Annotated in this window: 21 protein-coding genes; 9 read left to right on the top strand and 12 right to left on the bottom strand. The window is 40.0% G+C overall.

The genetic code is table 11. The features are described from left to right. Positions 1–150: 150 nt before the first annotated feature. Both HJP15_RS14195 and cutA read right to left on the bottom strand, forming a co-directional pair. On the bottom strand, positions 151–1,992 hold the full coding sequence (locus HJP15_RS14195) for a protein-disulfide reductase DsbD (RefSeq protein ID WP_054204530.1): 1,842 nt from the start codon (positions 1,990–1,992) through the stop codon (positions 151–153). Then, the gene (gene cutA / locus HJP15_RS14190; RefSeq protein ID WP_054204531.1) at positions 1,992–2,312 is read right to left on the bottom strand and encodes a divalent-cation tolerance protein CutA; all 321 of its coding nucleotides are present in this window, start codon (positions 2,310–2,312) and stop codon (positions 1,992–1,994) included. The genes HJP15_RS14195 and cutA overlap by 1 nt, the downstream gene beginning before the upstream one ends. Before the next feature lie 163 nt (positions 2,313–2,475). Between cutA and HJP15_RS14185 the strand changes: the two genes are divergently transcribed. The 5 genes from HJP15_RS14185 to HJP15_RS21965 all read left to right on the top strand — a co-directional run bounded on the left by HJP15_RS14185 (position 2,476) and on the right by HJP15_RS21965 (position 6,972). After that, positions 2,476–2,952 (top strand): FxsA family protein, encoded by a 477-nt coding sequence (locus HJP15_RS14185; protein WP_054204532.1) that lies wholly within the window; start codon positions 2,476–2,478, stop codon positions 2,950–2,952. A 149-nt stretch (positions 2,953–3,101) separates the two neighbouring features. After that, positions 3,102–3,389 carry a co-chaperone GroES gene (locus HJP15_RS14180; RefSeq protein WP_054204533.1) on the top strand — a complete coding sequence of 96 codons (288 nt, stop codon included), beginning with the start codon at positions 3,102–3,104 and terminating at the stop codon, positions 3,387–3,389. Between the two features lie 47 nt (positions 3,390–3,436). After that, a complete protein-coding gene (gene groL / locus HJP15_RS14175) occupies positions 3,437–5,083 on the top strand; it encodes a chaperonin GroEL (RefSeq protein WP_054204534.1) in 1,647 nt (548 codons plus the stop codon). A 253-nt stretch (positions 5,084–5,336) separates the two neighbouring features. Continuing rightward, positions 5,337–5,735: a VOC family protein gene (locus tag HJP15_RS14170; protein WP_170174037.1), complete on the top strand. Its 399-nt coding sequence runs from the start codon at positions 5,337–5,339 to the stop codon at positions 5,733–5,735. 415 nt (positions 5,736–6,150) lie between these two features. Continuing rightward, on the top strand, positions 6,151–6,972 hold the full coding sequence (locus HJP15_RS21965) for a DUF7674 family protein (protein ID WP_249365875.1): 822 nt from the start codon (positions 6,151–6,153) through the stop codon (positions 6,970–6,972). Positions 6,973–6,976: 4 nt separating this feature from the next. Here the strand turns inward: HJP15_RS21965 and HJP15_RS14160 are convergent, their stop codons facing one another. The 9 genes from HJP15_RS14160 to HJP15_RS14120 form a co-directional block, all read right to left on the bottom strand. Then, positions 6,977–8,272 carry an FAD-dependent oxidoreductase gene (locus tag HJP15_RS14160; RefSeq protein WP_170174036.1) on the bottom strand — a complete coding sequence of 432 codons (1,296 nt, stop codon included), beginning with the start codon at positions 8,270–8,272 and terminating at the stop codon, positions 6,977–6,979. A 263-nt stretch (positions 8,273–8,535) separates the two neighbouring features. Next, complete coding sequence (gene speD / locus HJP15_RS14155; protein ID WP_054204538.1) at positions 8,536–9,348, bottom strand: adenosylmethionine decarboxylase; 813 nt, start codon at positions 9,346–9,348, stop codon at positions 8,536–8,538. Positions 9,349–9,435: 87 nt separating this feature from the next. Further along, entirely contained in the window at positions 9,436–9,849 is a 414-nt protein-coding gene (locus HJP15_RS14150; protein ID WP_054204539.1) for an OsmC family protein, read from the bottom strand. An 82-nt stretch (positions 9,850–9,931) separates the two neighbouring features. Beyond that, the gene (locus HJP15_RS14145; protein WP_054204540.1) at positions 9,932–10,279 is read right to left on the bottom strand and encodes a DUF3802 family protein; all 348 of its coding nucleotides are present in this window, start codon (positions 10,277–10,279) and stop codon (positions 9,932–9,934) included. 142 nt (positions 10,280–10,421) lie between these two features. After that, on the bottom strand, positions 10,422–11,891 hold the full coding sequence (gene astD / locus HJP15_RS14140) for a succinylglutamate-semialdehyde dehydrogenase (protein ID WP_169328179.1): 1,470 nt from the start codon (positions 11,889–11,891) through the stop codon (positions 10,422–10,424). A gap of 15 nt (positions 11,892–11,906) precedes the next feature. Further along, positions 11,907–12,923: an arginine N-succinyltransferase gene (gene astA, locus HJP15_RS14135; protein ID WP_054204542.1), complete on the bottom strand. Its 1,017-nt coding sequence runs from the start codon at positions 12,921–12,923 to the stop codon at positions 11,907–11,909. Between the two features lie 86 nt (positions 12,924–13,009). Continuing rightward, a complete protein-coding gene (locus HJP15_RS14130; RefSeq protein WP_054204543.1) occupies positions 13,010–14,215 on the bottom strand; it encodes an aspartate aminotransferase family protein in 1,206 nt (401 codons plus the stop codon). Positions 14,216–14,594: 379 nt separating this feature from the next. Then, the gene (locus tag HJP15_RS14125) at positions 14,595–15,755 is read right to left on the bottom strand and encodes an HDOD domain-containing protein (protein ID WP_054204544.1); all 1,161 of its coding nucleotides are present in this window, start codon (positions 15,753–15,755) and stop codon (positions 14,595–14,597) included. A 42-nt stretch (positions 15,756–15,797) separates the two neighbouring features. Beyond that, a complete protein-coding gene (locus HJP15_RS14120; protein WP_054204545.1) occupies positions 15,798–16,379 on the bottom strand; it encodes an anthranilate synthase component II in 582 nt (193 codons plus the stop codon). Positions 16,380–16,793: 414 nt separating this feature from the next. On the opposite strand from HJP15_RS14120, the gene HJP15_RS14115 reads away from it, so the two are divergent. The 3 genes from HJP15_RS14115 to HJP15_RS14105 are packed head-to-tail and all read left to right on the top strand — an operon-like array spanning position 16,794 to position 18,211. Next, positions 16,794–17,090, top strand: a complete 297-nt coding sequence (locus HJP15_RS14115; protein ID WP_054452879.1) for a hypothetical protein — start codon at positions 16,794–16,796, stop codon at positions 17,088–17,090. A 36-nt stretch (positions 17,091–17,126) separates the two neighbouring features. Further along, positions 17,127–18,023 (top strand): TraB/GumN family protein, encoded by an 897-nt coding sequence (locus tag HJP15_RS14110; protein ID WP_170174035.1) that lies wholly within the window; start codon positions 17,127–17,129, stop codon positions 18,021–18,023. Then, positions 18,023–18,211 (top strand): hypothetical protein, encoded by a 189-nt coding sequence (locus HJP15_RS14105; protein WP_054452883.1) that lies wholly within the window; start codon positions 18,023–18,025, stop codon positions 18,209–18,211. Before HJP15_RS14110 ends, HJP15_RS14105 begins: the two co-directional genes overlap by 1 nt. Before the next feature lie 41 nt (positions 18,212–18,252). Here the strand turns inward: HJP15_RS14105 and HJP15_RS14100 are convergent, their stop codons facing one another. Further along, complete coding sequence (locus HJP15_RS14100; RefSeq protein WP_054204549.1) at positions 18,253–18,648, bottom strand: acyl-CoA thioesterase; 396 nt, start codon at positions 18,646–18,648, stop codon at positions 18,253–18,255. 33 nt (positions 18,649–18,681) lie between these two features. On the opposite strand from HJP15_RS14100, the gene HJP15_RS14095 reads away from it, so the two are divergent. Then, positions 18,682–19,386 (top strand): 2OG-Fe(II) oxygenase, encoded by a 705-nt coding sequence (locus tag HJP15_RS14095; protein ID WP_170174034.1) that lies wholly within the window; start codon positions 18,682–18,684, stop codon positions 19,384–19,386. Position 19,387 lies beyond the last annotated feature (1 nt).

The raw sequence follows: 19,387 nt of genomic DNA, 5'->3' as shown, positions 1-19,387 counted from the left end.
TAAAATAGCAACTATTTCTCACGTTAACCACCTATTATAGTCAGTTCGATGTAAATAGCAGCAAAATACTGGTCTAATGACTAAGGCTAGGAACAAAAATAAAAACGCCACTTATAATAAGTGGCGTTTAAAATAACGTTAAAAAAGTACTTATTTAACGTTATTACTTACCTTTGCCAAATGCTCAGCAAAGTCATTTGCGTTTAAGAAGCCCGTCACACGCTGTGCGCCAAGCTCTTCGCCTTGCATATCAAAAAATAAAATGCTTGGTAAACCAAATACCGTAAACTCTTCCATTACTTCAATTGTAATGTCGTCACTTTCGGTTAAATCAATTTTAAGTAACTCGAAGTTAGCAAATTCAGCTTGCACTTTAGCGTCTGGAAAGGTGTATTTTTCGAATTCTTTACACGCAACACACCATTCAGCATATAAGTCGACCATCACTAATCGGCCCTCGTTATTAGCATCACCAATTGCTTGTTTAAGTTCAGCTAAGTTCGCAACTAACTTAAAGCCACGCTCTTGCTGCTCGTCATTTGTGGTACTAACAACTTGGGCTGTTGGCCATATATAATTTTTAGTTAAGCTCGCACCACCTACAACTAATAGCGTTGCAGCAAACCACAGAGCTGTTTTTAATTTACCTTGTGTTTGAGCACTCTGCCAATGATGCAAGTACAAAGCTGTTGCTAGCGCTAATAAACCCGCCATTAGTAATATAATGTCAGCATCCACAATGCGCTCTAGCAATATTAGTGGCACTACTAACATGATAAAACCAAACAGGGTTTTAACTTGCTCCATCCATCCACCCGCTTTAGGTAACAACTTACCACCAGATGTTCCAAGTAGTAATAATGGAATCCCCATGCCTAAGCTTAAAACATATAAAGTCAAACCACCCACCAGGTAGTCGCCGCTTTGTGCCACAAATAATAACGCGGCTGACAACGGTGCTGTTGTGCAAGGTGATGCAATTAAGCCTGATAATACGCCCATCAAAAACACACCAATATAATTGCCGCCTTTTTGATTGTTACTAACCTGCGTGAGCTTGTTCATCATACCGCTGGGGAGCTTTATTTCGTACCAGCCAAACATCGACATAGCGAGTAAAACAAACAATAAGCTAAAACTAATTAATACTGTCGGGTGTTGCAAATAGCCTTGTACTTGACCGCCTAAAGATGCAACCACCAATCCTAATGCTGCATACGTGACTGCCATCCCTTGGATATATATAAAAGACAACGCAAATGCTTTTTTAGTTGAGAGATTTTTTTGCCCGGCAATTAAGCTCGATAGAATCGGAAACATCGGAAACACACACGGTGTGAAGGCAAGGCCAATACCCACTAAAAAGAAGATCGCTAAATTAGCCAACAAACCTTGTGATGCGAGTTTTTCAGTAAAGTTTAATTCTTTTTCAGGATCATCCTCTTGAACTACAGCATCTTCTGGAGAATGAGGCGATTCAATACCAAGTGCTGTAAGTGCATTGCCTGCAGTTGCCGAATCCGGCGCATTCTTAATCGCAACTGTTTCCCCTGCAATAACACTTAAAGGAATAGAGATAATTTCTGGCGGGTAGCATAGCCCTGCTTCTGCGCAGCCTTGATAGCGCACCTTAACAATACCATCTTGAGCAACATTGCTTAGTTTGCTGATTACACTTAATGAATCAAAAAATACTTCCGTCTTACCAAAGAATTCATCTTCAATAACGACGCCCTTGCCAAGCTCTGGCACTTGAATGTTTGCGCCTTTGCCAATAATTTCGAGCTTCTTTTTATACAAATAATAACCAGGAGCAATATCCCAACCAATAAAAAGTGTATTGCCTTGCTGATCAAAATCAAACGAGAATGCTTGATCAACAGGTAAAAACGTTTGCTCTGCGGGTTGCAGTAAATCACTTAATAAATTATTAGTTGTAGCCTGCGCTGGCATCAGCGAGAGCGCACAAAGCAATAAAATAAAACAACGCATTAATTAAGTACCTCATCCATCCAATTAAAGTAGGCCAAATTGCCTGTTGATACGTCCACTACCTGAATCTCAGGGATCTCATAACTATGCAATTTTTTTATAGTTTGGATCACTTGGTTCATTTTTTCTGACTTAGTTTTAATTAATAACTTACACTCAGTTGCATGTGTAACTTCACCTTCCCACATGTAAACTGACTCTACATTTGGAAGAATACTCACGCAGGCTGCTAATTTCTGCTGAACAAGTTGCTCTGCCATAGCGCGCGCTTCACTTGCATTAGCGCAAGTGGTAAAAACAAGCCGAAAATGAGTCGTCATATTGAACCTTTAATTGATTGCTTTGCCCAACCCATAGTAGCTGATAGCTAAGGCAAAGTGTAGCCAAGCGCATAACCCAATATCACTGCTCTTGAAAAAAGACCTTACTACCCATATTTATATTTCATACACTCACTTGAGTGACCATTATTTAGAGAGTTTTATGTTTAGATTTTTATTCTTGTTATTTATTCTCGTGCCGATTATTGAAATCGCATTATTAATTCAAGTCGCTGATGTGATTGGCGGCTTTGCCACAATCGCGCTGGTTGTTATAACTGCCATTGTGGGTGCCAAATTAGTTAAAACACAAGGTATGGGTGCATTACAAAACGTACAACTGCAAATGGCACAAGGGCAAATGCCTGCTAAAGAACTATTTACCGGTTTATGTGTGATTATCGCTGGCGTTTTACTCCTTACTCCCGGCATTATGACCGATGTATTTGGCTTTTTATTACTAACGCCTGTCATTCGTAATAAACTAGCTGCAGGCCTTGCCAGTCAAGCAACTGTACGCATGAGTGCAGGCATGCAACAAGGTCCTTCACCATTTACACAACAGACTCAACAAGAGCCAGAACCGCGTAAAATGAGTGAGCCAACCACGATTGATGGTGAATACGAGAGAAAAGATTAAATTTTTTAATTTTTTCACTTGGATTTTGACTCACCACCCCCATTACTGAGTACAACTAAACCAATTGCGCTAAACCATAAGGTTCCAGCCAATTGGTACACACACAACTTTTTTCTGTCCTGTTCAGAAACTGTTAGGAGAACTAAAAAATGAACATTCGTCCTTTACATGATCGCGTGATCGTTGAGCGCCTAGAAGAAGAAACTAAATCAGCTGGCGGTATTGTATTAACTGGTTCTGCGGCTGAGAAATCAACCCGCGGTAAAGTTGTCGCTGTTGGTAATGGCCGTACTCTAGATAACGGTGATGTGAGAGCATTAGAAGTTAAAGTCGGTGACACTGTGTTATTCGGCTCATATGTTGAAAAAGCAGAAAAGATCGAAGGTCAAGAGTACCTGATCATGCGTGAAGACAATATTTTAGGCATTGTAGGCTAAACCTACTTTTCGTTTAACATACATTTAGAATTTAAAGGAAATTAATCATGGCAGCAAAAGAAGTACTTTTTGCAGGTGACGCACGCGCTAAAATGCTAGCTGGCGTAAACATCTTAGCAAACGCAGTTCGCGTAACATTAGGTCCTAAAGGCCGTAACGTAATCCTAGACAAATCATTTGGCTCACCAGTGATCACTAAAGATGGTGTATCAGTGGCGAAAGAAATCGAACTTGAAGACAAGTTTGAAAACATGGGCGCACAAATGGTTAAAGAAGTTGCATCAAAAGCAAACGATGCAGCCGGTGACGGTACAACTACAGCTACAGTGCTTGCACAGTCTATTGTAAATGAAGGCTTAAAAGCAGTTGCTGCGGGCATGAACCCAATGGATCTTAAGCGCGGTATCGATAAAGCAATCATCGCTGCAGTTGCTGAGCTTAAAGAACTTTCAGTTCCATGTGCTGATGCAAAAGCAATCGCACAAGTAGGTACTATTTCAGCTAACTCTGATAAAGAAATTGGCGACATCATTGCAGAAGCAATGGAAAAAGTAGGCCGTAACAGTGGTGTAATCACTGTTGAAGAAGGCCAATCACTTGAAAACGAACTAGATGTTGTTGAAGGCATGCAGTTTGACCGTGGTTACCTTTCTCCGTACTTCATCAACAACGCAGAAAAAGGCGCTGTTGAATTAGACAATCCGTTTATTCTACTTGTAGACAAAAAAGTATCTAACATCCGTGAGTTACTTCCTACATTAGAAGCGGTTGCTAAAGCAAGCAAACCACTACTAATCATTGCTGAAGACCTTGAAGGTGAAGCGCTAGCTACATTAGTTGTTAACAACATGCGTGGTATCGTTAAAGTATCAGCAGTTAAAGCACCAGGCTTTGGCGACCGTCGTAAAGCAATGCTACAAGACATCGCTGTATTAACTGGCGCAACAGTTATCTCTGAAGAAATCGGCTTAGAGCTTGAAAAAGCCACGGTTGAAGACCTAGGTACTGCTAAACGCGTTGTGATCACTAAAGATGACACAACAATCATCGATGGTGCTGGCGAAGAAGATGGCATTACAGGTCGTGTTGCACAAATCAAAGCACAAATCGAAGAAGCAACGTCTGACTACGACAAAGAGAAGCTACAAGAGCGCATGGCAAAACTTGCCGGCGGTGTTGCAGTAATCAAAGTAGGCGCAGCGACTGAAATCGAAATGAAAGAGAAAAAAGACCGCGTTGAAGATGCATTACATGCAACTCGCGCTGCGGTTGAAGAAGGTGTAGTACCTGGTGGCGGTGTTGCACTAGTACGTGCAGCAAATAAGCTTATTGATTTAGTTGGCGACAACGAAGATCAAACGCACGGTATTAAAGTAGCACTTCGTGCTATGGAAGCCCCACTTCGTCAAATCGTAACTAACGCAGGTGACGAAGCGTCTGTTGTTATTAACGCAGTTAAAGGCGGCGAAGGTAACTTTGGTTACAACGCAGCCACTGGCGAATACAACGACATGATTGAAATGGGTATCTTAGATCCAACTAAAGTAACGCGCTCTGCACTACAATTTGCAGGCTCGATTGCGGGTCTTATGATCACTACTGAAGCCATGGTAGCTGAAATCCCTAAGGATGAAGCTGGCGCACCTGATATGGGTGGCATGGGCGGAATGGGTGGCATGGGCGGCATGATGTAAATCAGTCCCTAAGCACCTCGCTTATAAAAACCCAGCTTCGGCTGGGTTTTTAGCTTTAAGAGCAACAATAAAGTAGCAAATAAAATAATTCCCCCTTCTGTAAGTCAGGATTTATCCCGAAAATTCTTCTAACTAAAGTCAGACCTACAAGTGAATCACACATGGCATTTAACTTACCAGCCTTTTGTCCTCGGGTTATGTCTCCTTATATGTTAAAACACTTTTAAGCATTTTATTATTTCAAAGTAACGCGATGACAAATATAAAACAGCACATTGGTAGTATGGCTTTAGTTGTAAAAAATTATGATGACGCGATTGCATTTTACACACAAAAACTGAGTTTTTATTTGGTTGAAGATACTGATCTTGGCAATGGTAAGCGTTGGGTATTAGTGTCACCACCCAACTCCAATGGCACTAACCTATTACTCGCTAAAGCAAGTACACCAGAGCAATTAGAAGCTATTGGTAACCAAACGGGTGGCCGTGTGTTTTTATTTTTACACACTAATGATTTTTGGCGTGATTATAAAACGATGCAAAAAAATGGCATTAGATTCAACGAGCAGCCGCGCGAAGAAGCCTACGGTACTGTAGTGGTATTTGAAGATTTGTACGGTAATAAGTGGGATTTGTTGCAGTTGGTTTAAAAACGAGTTTAATTGTCGCGATAAATCATGACCCACATGACATTAATGCACCTATTGACTTGATATTGTTCAATTAACTCTCATTAACTTTGTACTAGTGGCCATATTGACAACAAATGAATGTATTAGATAGGGTACGCTTGGTGCGTTACTGCTACATTGATTTGTAGTCACCTTACTGTTACTTATTACAGTGTGGGCCATGATTAAAATTCTGGCCTCGGGTAAAACAATGTCACGGGGTACATTTTAATTTTTGGCTTTCTTCCCGCTGATTTCGTTATTCCCGATCCCACCACCTCAATTTGAGAATGTACAAAAAGCAAAGCAAGAACAGCGTAAGCGCAAAGAAGATTCTGGTGATCCCCCGGATAATGAATGAATTAATATAATAATTAAAATACAGGGTTTTATAGTGCAACAAAATATTGAATCAAGATTATTAATGAGTGCTACGGTTATCGCCTTTGCGGCAGCTGTATGGCACTTATTGTGCATTTGGGGTGGGCCAAGTTGGTTTGCTTTTGCCCGTGCCCCGGAACAATTAATTGCGTCATCGAAGCAGGGAACACTTCTTGCACCATTGGGGGCGATTGTTGTTGCGGGGTTGATGTTTACTTGTTCGGCATTTGCCTTGTCTGCTTTAAAAATACTACCTAAACTGCCTTTTACGACAGTGGCTTTATTTGTCATTGCTACAGTGGGTATAGTGCGAGGTTTAATCGCAATACCTATGTTTATAACAGAGCAAGGGGCTGATACCTGGCAAATTGTGGCAAGCTCAGTCTGGTTTTATACAGGGCTGTGTTTTTTCATTGGTGCTAAACAATACAAATCCACCCACAAAGAGTATAAAACCAAAATGATTGTACTGTCTTTTTACAATGAGTTTAGAGAGAAGTTTCCAGACATAGCCCTTAAAACAGATCAACATTACATTAAACAATGGGGAGAGTTAGAGCCTGAATTTATTTACACATGGTTCGAATGCGTTGCAAGTGTCGTCAATAATGAGATGTATAATAAATCCGATGCAGCCGTATATACTGGCCTATTTGAGTATCTCAGCAGTCAATTCCAATTTGCAGGTAAAGAGATACGTGAATATATTGATGTTGGGATCATTGAGAATCTTTTTTGGCAGGTAACACCTATTAATGCTGCGCCATATTGGCAAGTATTACCTAATGATCTCAAAACTCTTTACGTAAATTTTCACCAGCAAACACCTATTTAACCGATCAAATGTTAGCTGTTTGCCACGCTATAGCAAAATGATTTTTTGGGATGCTAAAAGTACTGTAGCTAACGGAGAAATTAAACTCAGTCAGCGCATTGTTCTCTAGCATCTGGCAAAGCATATCACCTAAAATAGGTATAAATTTACCCGCCCAACCTGCGGTATACGTCACTATATTTTTATTATTAGGTATATAATCCGGCATGTAATCAAGAAAAAACTCTGCTTTTTTTTGCCCTTTTTTCAATGGTGAATCACACAATGCTATTAAGCATGTTGTAGTAAAATACGGGGTTGGCTCCAAGCCCGGCATAAACTGTTCAACCCATGAGGACGCAATCGCTAATGATTGCTTACTTGGGGCTAACTGTCGATCATTTGGATCATAAATAATTGCATCGTCAGGAAAATTAGTCGCAACACGAATGTAGCCTGGGTTTGCCCATTCAAGTTCAGGAAAACCACACAAAAGAGAATTAGTTGCGGTTCGTGGGTCTGATTCATTCTCTGCTTGTTGAAATACAAACCAAGATGGGGTCGTTGCTACAGGGTCAACTTTCTTAAAATACGCTGATGCCATTTGCCAAATAATAATAGGCACTGACACCCCTAAACTACGTACGGTTTCGTTAATATATGCACCCGTAGTAATCGCTAGTTTTTTACATGTATAACATGTAGTAGTGATGCCTTCTTCAGCACTATGCTGGGTCGTTACTTCAACAATATCATCTGCTAATGAGGTAATCGTTTGCACATTTTCCCATTCGCGATAAGTCACACACCCAGAGTTTAACCCCGCATTAAAAAATGCTCTCTCTGTTTGCTTTATATTAATGGTGCCGCCATTTGATTGAAAAAAACCATAATACTCTTTAGGGAGTCCTTCAAAGCAGGCCTTACTTTGTATTGCGGTGGCATCTGCCAGTCTCTCATAAGGAATATTTAACGCATCCATGGTTTTTTCAGCCTCGTCGATACCGCCTTCTCGCGCATCTTTAACGCCTTTTTGACCAAACCATAAACTTCCTTCATCGCCAATTAATGGCTCGTCTGACAATGCCTGTATTTGCTGCCAATACTGCTGTGATGCTAAACATAACTCAGACATATGCTGTTGATCATACTGCAAACGAAACTGCCTAGAGTATCCGGCTGAGCTTCCTAAATCATTAAAATAGCCATGTTTTTCGATTACCAGTGTTTTAAGGCCTCGTTGCGATGCATGAAAAGCGGTCGATAACCCAACGGGGCCGCCTCCAATAACGATTAAATCGTATTGAACTGCTGTAGACATGTCTAACCTATTACTATTATTAAGTTCTAGGGGTGTTATAAAGGAATGAACTACAAAAAGATATTACGTGATATTACACCGCATTATTGGGCATTACAGTTGATTATAATTACAACAAGCTAACCATACGACGACTAAACCTAGATGTTGGGTAGTAAAACACTTTCAAAAAAATGTAGATTAGTATCATATTACGCGCCACAAACAAAAACGGCGCGCAATTTACATTGCACGCCGCTTTAAAACAACCTAACTGGGTTAGCTTATTCTGTATATGGTAAGTTACGACCGTAGAAAATTTCTTGCATCTCACGGGTTAACTTAGAACGAATTTCTTCTTCTTCATCGTCAGATAAGTCATCAGTAGACACACCAAATAAATATGTATTTAGATCTGTTTCTTTAAGCATCATCTTTGTATGGAACAAGTTTTCTTGATACACGTTTACGTCCATCATTTGGTACGCTTCTTTGGTATCTTCCGTCATATAATTCTGAATTGAATTAATCGCATGATCAATATAATGCTTCACGCCATCTACGTCGCGGGTAAAACCACGTACGCGGTAGTCGATTGTCACCACATCTGAATCCAAACTGTGGATCAGGAAGTTCAACGCTTTAAGTGGCGAAATAATACCACAGGTCGATACTTCGATATCAGCGCGGAAAGTACAAATACCATCATCAGGATGCGCTTCAGGGTAAGTATGTACACAGATATGACTTTTATCTAAATGTGCAACTACGGTATCAGGTAACGGCCCTGGTGCTTCATCAACGTCAAATGTCTGCTGCTGCTCAATTGGTTCTTCTGAAACCAAAATAGTAACACTGGCACCTTGTGGCTCGTAATCTTGACGCGAGATATTTAAAATATTAGCGCCGATGATATCAACCACTTCACCTAAAATATCGGTTAGTCGATCCGCGTTGTACTGCTCGTCGATATATTCAATATATTCTTTACGTTGTTGCTCGGTCTTTGCGTAGCAAATATCGTAAATACTAAAGCTTAAACTTTTGGTTAAGTTGTTAAAGCCATGTAGTTTAATTTTATCGAAGGGTTTGTTCATAATAAACCAACCTATAAACTAGTGAAATCTGCCACAGCAGAATGAAAGTTCGCGGATTTTATACGAATTTCACCGCAGGAAAAAGCCTTATTTTGCCTGTTCTTGCACAACTTCGTGACTGTGGGTAATTTCTACTGTTTTATCAAGCATTAATGCAACTGAACAATACTTTTCAGCTGATAATGTAACTGCGCGTGCAAGGTGCTTCTCAGAGACATTATCCCCTGTTACTACAAAGTGTAAGTTAATCTTAGTAAAGACTCGAGGAGCTGATTCAGCACGTTCTGCGCTCAATTTAACTTGAACATCTGAGAAGTTTTGTTTCGCTTTCTTTAAAATGCTGACCACATCTACTGATGAACAGCAACCCACTGACATGAGCACCATTTCCATAGGACTTGGTGCTGCGCTATCACTGCCTGCGTCAAACACAACGTTATGCCCAGAATTAGAGCGCCCAAGATACGTATCGCCTTCAACCCATTTTACATTCGCTTGCATTTTATTACTCTCAAAGAAGTTATTTTCTTGATTGTAAGGAAGTCACAGGCAGTTGCAAATTAAAAGCGATAATCTGAGGTCGTTAAATTTTTTCAGCAACCGCGCTATCGAATAGGTTTTTAACCAACGCTGCAAACTCATCAATAAATGCATGTTGCTCTATCGTAACTTGATTACTCGTAACACTACTTAGCACTTCTTGGAGGTCGTAAACTATCCCATCCACTTCACGTACTATTTGGCTGCGTTGCTCTGTAGAAAGCGCTTTGTTTTGTTGGCATATCAGCATCACATTTTCAGCGATGTCATCCTCTATCAACGCCATAATCGTTGGTGCACCTGGTTTTATCTCGCCAGGCTTCTCAAATAAAGCTAAGTTTTGAGTAAGATACATGATGAGGTCATCATACCCTTGCCTATCTAAAACCATAATTCTCTTCACCTAATAAAATACGACTCTATTGATTTAAGCAGAAAGCGCATTTAAATGCTACCTTTGCTCAAGAAGCAATACAAAAAAAGCAGCCAAGGCTGCTTTTTCAATTCTTTATTGCTATTTTTATTAATAGTAATTAGTCAATTTTTAAACCTGGGCTTAATGTTGCTGGCATGGCTACTTTTTCAAGCTCAACGGAGGCAACTGGGTATGCACAATAATCTGCCGCATAGTATGCACTTGCGCGGTGATTACCTGATGCGCCAATGCCACCAAACGGTGCGGCACTTGATGCACCTGTGATTGGGCGGTTCCAGTTAACAATACCCGCGCGAATACGACGTAAAAAGTGGTCGTAATCTGCAGCGTTATCGCTCAGTAAGCCTGCTGATAAACCAAAGCTTGTATCGTTAGCTTTATCAATTGCTTGATCAAAGTCAGTAAAGCGGAATACTTTTAACAGTGGCCCAAAATGCTCTTCATCTGGGAAGTTAGCAACATCAGTACATTCAATAATGCCTGGAGTAACAAAACCCGTGTTGGCAGTGTGAGTAAGCTCAACTAACATCTTTGCACCAAGTTCAACTAACTGCTGTTGTGCTGTAACCATTCCTGCGGCTGCCACTGATGAAATCATCGACCCCATAAATGGCTGGTCTGCGTCATCGTAGTTACCGACTTTAATCGCTTTAGTGGCAGTAATTAAACCGGCTAAAATTATATCGCCTTGCTCGCCTGCAGGTAAAAACAGTTTACGTGCACACGTACAACGTTGACCACTTGAAATAAATGCTGATTGAATAATATCGTGGATCACTGCTTTAGTATCTGCAACATCAGTAATGATAAGCGGATTATTACCCCCCATCTCTAATGCTAGGATCTTACCTGGCTGACCTGCAAACTGCTCATGTAAAATATGACCCGTGCGTGATGAGCCTGTAAAGAATAAGCCATCAATGCCTTTGTGCGCGGCTAATGCTTTACCTGTTTCTACTTCACCTTGAACAAGGTTAATAACACCGGCTGGTAAACCTGCTTTTTCCCAAAGCTTAAGTGTTAGCTCTGCAACAGCGGGCGTTAGCTCTGATGGCTTAAATACCACTGTATTACCAGCTAAAAGTGCAGGCACAATGTGGCCATTAGGCAAATGACCTGGAAAGTTATACGGGCCAAATACAGCAACAACGCCATGTGGCTTATGACGGATCATCGCACGGCCTTGCGGCATTGGGTTTTCAACATCACCAGTGCGTTCTAGAAGGGCTTTTTCAGAAATTGCAATTTTACCAACCATAGCACCCGCTTCAGTGCGAGTTTCCCATAATGGTTTACCCGTTTCTTGTGCGATTGCGACAGCTAATTCTTCACTGTGTGCTTTAAGTGTTTCAGCAAACGTTTTTACAATAGCTAAGCGCTCTGCGAATGTCTTATCAGCCCAGCTGTAAAAAGCGTCGCGTGCAGCATTAACAGCTGTATCAACTTGTTCAGCTGTTGCTGAATTTGCTTGCCAAATAACGGTGTTATTTGCTGGGTTTACTGAACTAAATGCTTCGCCTTGGCCTTGTGACCATTGACCATTAATAAATTGTGCAGGATGAGTCATATACTTTCTCCTAAATTATAAACTTGTTGCTGTGACAGTATCGCCAGCTTGAAGGTGCAATGCGTCAGCGATTTCTTGTGACAAGATAATCTCTGGGTTTTTCGCATCAAACGTTAGCTCTGCTACGGTTGCTCTAAAATCATTGAGTTTTTCGTTTGCTAGCATTACCGATGTCTCGCCACTATTTTCACCAATTTTAACGGTAAAGTTTTTGGCGTTACGTACTGTCGCTATATTATCTACTTTTGCTTCAACGGTCGGACCTGCATCAAAGATGTCAACGTAACCGTTAAAGGTAAAGCCTTCACTTTTAAGTAATGAAATTGCGGGGCGTGTATTATCATGTACTTGACCAATAACCGCCTGTGCATCTTTACTTAAAAGATTGACGTAAATTGGGTATTTTGGCATTAACTCAGCAATAAATACTTTTTGGCCTATACCGGTTAGATAATCGGCAGTTGGGAAGTCCATAGAGAAAAAATGCTCTTCTAACCATTGCCAAAAAGGGCTGTCGCCATTTTCATTTGATACACCGCGCATTTCTGCAATCACGGTTTCAGCAAAGCGCTCTCTATGCTGTTTAATAAACATAAAACGGGCTTTTGAAAGTAGCTTGCCGTTGTTGTTTTTACGGTAGCCATCTTTTAAAAATAAAGTGCAAAGCTCTGTAGCGCCTGTGTAATCATTACATAGCGTTAAAATATCAACCGCTTTATACACATTAAGCGTACGCGATGAATGAATTGCTTTGCTTAAATGGTAATGATAAAACGCATCATCTAAACCAACTGCGGCTTCAATGGCTGAGGTTCCGACCACTTCACCTGTTTCGCTATCTTCAAGAACAAACAAGTAACCTTCGTCACCCGGTTGAGATGCACTTTTTGCAAATGAGCTTACTGAATGGTCAATTTTCTTTTGTAATAACGCTTCGTTATTAGGCAAAGAGGTAAAACCATGCCCTGATTCATGGGCAATTTTCAATAAAGCTGGGTAATCACATTGCTGGATTGGGCGAAGAATCATCATGAGTCCGCTTGCTCCCTTATAAATAACGGTAAAATAGAAGATCAGGGCAAGCTTGCTACTTGCCCTTAAATAATGAGAACGCTAGATTAACCGTTCACAACTTTAGCTACTGCTTTTTCAAAGCGTGCCATACCTTCGCGAATATCCGCTTCAGGAATTACTAATGATGGGGTAAAACGTACAACATCAGCACCCGCAACTAACGACATTACGCCTTCACTTGTGCCCGCGACTAAAAATTCTTTAGCGCGACCTTTAAATTGTTCGTTAACAACAGCACCAATAAGCAAACCTTTACCACGAATTTCAGAGAATACGTTGTATTTATCGTTGATTGCCGTTAGTAATTCACGGAATAACGCTTCTTTCGCTTTCACGCCGGCAAGTACTTCTGATGTGTTAACAGTATCAAATGCTGCTTCACCAACGGCACACGCTAATGGGTTGCCGCCATAAGTAGAACCATGAGTTCCCACTTTAAGATGCTTAGCAATTTCAGTCGTTGTGATCATCGCGCCGATTGGAAAACCGCCACCAAGCGCTTTAGCTGTTGTTAAAATATCAGGTGTTACATCCAAACCTTGGTATGCGTATAAATCACCAGTACGGCCAACACCGGTTTGTACTTCATCAAAAATAAGCAACGCATTGTGCTTAGTACATAACTCACGAACGCCTTTAGCAAATTCATCCGTTGGTGAAATAATGCCGCCTTCGCCTTGCAAAGGTTCCATCATTACTGCGCATGTTTTATCTGAGATAAGCGCTTCAAATGCCGCTAAATCATTGTAATCACAATGTACGATATCGCCTGGTTTTGGACCAAAACCGTCAGAATAAGCAGCTTGACCACCTACTGTTACGGTAAAAAATGTACGGCCATGGAAGCCTTTGTTAAATGCGATGATTTGTGATTTTTCGGCACCAAAGTTTTCAAGTGCTAAACGACGCGCAAGTTTAAGGGCTGCTTCGTTTGCTTCTGCACCAGAGTTGGCAAAATATACTTTTTCAGCAAATGTCGCATCTACTAACTTTTTAGCTAAGCGCAGTGCTGGCTCATTCGTCATAACATTTGATAAATGCCAGATCTTCTCACCCTGCTCTTTTAATGCTTTAACTAATGCAGGATGACAATGGCCTAGACAATTAACAGCGATACCACCGGCAAAATCGATATATTCACGGTCTTGCTGATCCCATACGCGTGAGCCTTCGCCACGAACTGGAATAATGCTTGAAGGTGCGTAGTTAGGAACCATTACTTGATCAAATAAATCGCGATTAACTGTCATTTTATATCCTCTTAATTGTGAGCACACAGAGAGTGTGAATATCGAAATGATGGTATAAAATACCATTCTCTTTGGCGTAGATGAGCATAGCTTAAATTGCCAAAAAATACTCTCTGGTTCAATTTTCAGACACGCATTATTTCAGAATTTTAGTCATCTGTCTCTTAGAATACTTTCATACAGCCCTTGTAAATAAAGGGTTTGAGATATTATTTCAGAGATAGTGAATAACTATTTGAAAAAGAAAATCACAGTAAATTTGTTCTAAATTGCAGCCTATAACATGCCCAGCAGAGCTATTGAACTAAAATACAGCGCTACTGGTGAGCTTAATGATGAATGAATAGTCGCAAAAAAAATTAACAATTATTTTATAAAACTAGTCAATTTTAATATGAAAGTGTTGAAAATTAGTTTTTTCGAGTAGATTTAGCTCAGATTGCGTAAAGTTGAGGTGCTTTAGCCAAACAGTTTTTTCATCAGCTTCGATCAGTTGATGCTCTTCCAGAGTGATATATTGTGAATAGCAGCGAGCCTTCTGCATTAATACCGTTAATGGCAATAAAGATTCGCCTTTAGGAAGCGGTGCCGTTAGTTGCTCCATTACTGTATTAAAAGGCAAATAACGAAATGACATTTTCTCAATCACTTTTGCAGTTACTTTTAATGCATGCTGGCTGAGTAGCGTGCTTAAAAACAACGGATCTGGTTTAAGTTCCAGTAAAGCCGTATGTAAGTCTTTATGTTGCTCTTCGCGCGCGATAGACACTTTACGCTGCCAAACAAGTTCAAAAGTTCGTAAGTAAAGCCTAACTAAAGCAATTTTACCCACATCTAATAGCATCCCCAGCGTGAAAGCATGCATTTCATTCATACCATTTACCTTAGCCAACTCTTGTGCAGCAATAGCGCAGGCCATCGAGTTATCACGTAAGCGACGCTTTAATAATGGGAAAGGTTCAGTACTGTGTGGCATCCAGTGGCGTACCGCAAAGGTGGGGACTACAAACTGCAAGTTATCTAAGCCAATATAACGCAGCGCCAAAGATGGGTTATCAACTTTTACTGATGTGTGCTTATTACGCTGCTTACGGTAATAAGGCAGATTCACAAAAGAGACCAGTTCTCGACCTAACCAACTTAAATCATTTACTAGGGGCTCTAAACGCCCTACCGACGCAGATTTAACGGCTAAAACTTCTAAAATTGCAGGAACGTTATCCTCTATACCTATTGTTTCATGCAATACCGTGTCTATATCTGCCAATTGTTTATTCATGGCGGTTTCGATCACTTGATGTAATTGCTGGCTTGCTTGAGCGCGATACTTATGATGAGCCGTACTGGATTTTTGTCGCTTTTTTTGCGCAGCCATTTCAACTTCAAGTAAAGTGCGCTGCTTCATTGGCGCGCCATAATCAATTTCTAAAGTATGAATATAGCCGATTTGACGTTGCGCAAAACTGTGACCAAGCAGCAGATCATGAGCTCGCTGTTCAAGTACTTTTGCCGTTCTGTGTTCGCGCATTTCATCAGTCATTCATTAATATCTTTCTTTAAGTAAAATCAAACCAGTTTAAGCCTAGAACCGAGTTATAAAGTTGGCAAGTAATTCAAGCCCCTGCTCCGTTAATATTGCTTCAGGGTGGAACTGTACCCCTTCTAACGCTAAGCTTTTATGCACTAAGCCCATAATCTCATCAAACTGACCATCGCTGGTCTGACTCCATGCAGTGATCGATAGCTCAGCAGGCACACTGTTTTTTTCGACAACTAACGAATGATAACGACACACCGTTAGTGGATTAGCCAATCCTTTAAACACGCCTTCTCCTGTATGGCAAATAGCAGAAGTTTTACCATGCATCACTTGCTTTGCTTTTACCACTTTAGCACCCAATGCTTGTGCAATTGTTTGATGGCCTAAACATATTCCTAATATAGGAAAATCACCTTTCAATTTGTCAACAACATCTAATGAGATACCAGCCTGATCGGGTGTACATGGCCCAGGAGATAACACTATATGTTGAGGGTTCAACTGTGCAATTTGGCTTACGGTGATTTCATCATTACGCTTTACTAACACATCCTGATCTAAACGCTGAAAGTATTGCACTAGGTTATAGGTAAACGAATCGTAGTTATCGATCATTAACAACATCTGGTTAGTAACTCATTTGTATTTAGTAGCTAAAAAGCAATATGATAATTCGCCCGCATTCTAACTCAATCAAAAAGAACTTTCAGTTAATTGTCGATTGAAAACATCATGCAGATGCAAAATTAACTTTTCATTTTGTTCATATTATCCTTTTACCGATACTAACCTTGATAAAAACACACAATAAAACCTTATCTTGCATCATAACCTTTAACGATAAACTATTGATTATAAATAAATTTAAAATCTAAAACCTTATAATTAAATTGCTCATATCTAGATAAGCGACTTATTCCCTATCACCCCTTAATATTCACTCATCGCTACCGCTTAGCGATAACATTTTTTAACTTAACATTACTTACCACATCACATATTGGTAGTAATACAGACTAAATAATAAAGGAATAAATCATGAAATCATTTACTAAAATCGCAACAAAAACCGTTTTAGCAAGTACGCTTGCAGCAACTTTATTTAGTGTAAACGCAGCAGAGAATGACATTGAAACACACACTATTACTCCTGTAACAGCCTCAGTACAAGTAAAGGAAGTAACAACAGTTGAATATGATTTCACGAGTGACTTTAACGCTTCAATTGAAAACCAATTAAATCAAATTGATGCTGCAATCAACAAAAAGATTGATAGTTCAATTCAAAAAATAAACCAAACAATTGCAGAAAAATTAGCAAGCTTGTTTAATTAATATCGTTTTTAATCACCAAACAATAAGGAATGAGGGATGTTCAATTTTCGCAAAAATTTATTAAATAAAAGCCTACTTATAGGCTGCTCTTTGCTAACTTTAAGTGCCGCCGCCCAAACTTCTGTTTGGCAAGTTAAGAAAGGTGAAGATACAGTGTATATCGGCGGCACTTTACATATTTTACCTAGCAGCCAAATGCCACTGCCTGCTGAGTTTGAATTTGCTTATCAGCAAAGCGATACCGTTATTTTAGAAGCTAAAATGCCTGATCCAACGGATGCTCAAGCACAAATGAATATGATACAAACATTGTCATATAAAAATGATGAAACGCTCAGTGAAAAGCTGACGCCACAAGTAAAGAAGGAACTTGAAGCTAAACTGGCACAATTTGGTACTAGTTTGAATGAGCTTAATAGCTTTAGACCATTTATGGTCAGTGTTGTTTTAATGTCAATGGAGCTACAAAAGCAAAGTTTAATTGGTGAAGGTGTCGATGCGTATTTTGCAAAACGGGCTAGTGCTGATAATAAACCACAGCAGTATTTAGAAGATATTGCATTCCAGCTGCGGTTATTTAAAGAAATGGGTGAAAACAACGAGAATAAATTCATTCAATCTAACTTAGACCAACTCAATGATTACAGCACTTTATTTAATAGCATGATGAAAGCGTGGCGCAGCGGCGATACTGAGTTGCTCAATGAATTAGTGGTATTACCTTTACTCAAAGATGATCCTGATACATTCAAAAAGCTTTTAAAAGATCGCAATTACAATTGGTTACCTAAAGTAGAAGCCATGTTTGGTAATGAGCAACAAGAGCTCGTCCTTGTAGGAGCAGCGCACTTGGTTGGTGAGCATAACTTACTATCGCTATTAACAGAGCAAGGCTACACAATTACTCAGCTAGATATCGCAGGTCAACAATAATGAATAGAACAGATAAACAGGCAATTTCTATGCTCACTATTTTTGCAACTTTAATGCTGGCGAGCATAGTGCTACCTAGCCAAGCAGCCACTGTGGACGCAACGACTGTTAATGCAAGTAGTGAAGTACTAACCACACTGCCCGCCGCCCAACAATGCCTTATTGGCAGTGATATTTTCTTACAGTGATGCAACCAACCAATACGCTGAAGCGCAACCACTTCAGCGTATTACTTATCGACTAAATGATCCGTTAACGCTGCTTTTTCATTTTGCGATAATGGGGTAGAACTTTTATTTATAAAATCATATCGCACCATGACTGTTTTCCCTACTGCACAGCATTTACCTTGCTGATATGCCTCTTGACGAATAACAAATGAGCTTGAACCAATATGTTCAACGGTTGATTTTACTTCAACCTCATGACCATAAAATAATTCCCCCAAAAAACTCACCTCTACTTTAGCTATGATCAATTTCCAATCATGTGGATTGAGATCTGGCGTAAAAAATCTAAAAATAGGTGCCCGCGTGGCTTCAAACCATACGGGGAGTACGGTATTGTTAATGTGTCCGAGCACATCTGTTTCACTAAAGCGCGGCATAATTTTTTCAATAAACATAATAATCCAATAATAATTATATAAAGGCAGCCCATGACGGACTTTATTCGCGTTTACGATAACGCCCTGAGCAAAGATTTTTGCAATAACTTTATTACTGAGTTTGAACAAAGCCCGCATCTTAAGCAAGGGATGACATCGGGCGGTATCGATTTAAATAAAAAAGACAGCCATGACTTACACCTCAGTAACTACCCTGAATACACCGAACAACTAAAACACATTCAACAAACAACGGCCGGTTACGTATTTAAATACCTTGAAGAACATATTTTTATGATGATAGGTGCATTTGGTTTAAAAGTGTATCATCCAAAAACTGGCGTACCCACTGACTTGACGCAAGCGAACTTTGAAGAAGTGGGAAAACCTCAGCTACCACTACTTGTCCAGCAAATTTTTCGCTTAGGTAATATCCAAGCACAAAAATATCAAATCAATAAAGGTGGCTACCCATATTGGCACAGTGAAGTATACCCTCAGACTGGCCATAATGAGGCTTTGCATCGCGTACTGTTATTTATGTTTTATTTAAATGACGTGCAAGAAGGTGGTGAAACTGAGTTTTACTATCAAGAACGTAAAATATCACCAAAACAAGGTACCATGGTGATTGCTCCTGGTTACTTTACCCATACACATAGAGGGAATAAACCCATTTCAAATGATAAATATATTCTCACATCGTGGGTGTTGTTTAACCGCGCCGAGCAAATATATGGGCAACCACAATCGTAAG

Source organism: Pseudoalteromonas sp. NEC-BIFX-2020_002, assembly GCF_013002825.1.
GTDB lineage: Bacteria > Pseudomonadota > Gammaproteobacteria > Enterobacterales > Alteromonadaceae > Pseudoalteromonas > Pseudoalteromonas neustonica.
This window is presented reverse-complemented; position numbering and strand designations above follow the sequence as displayed.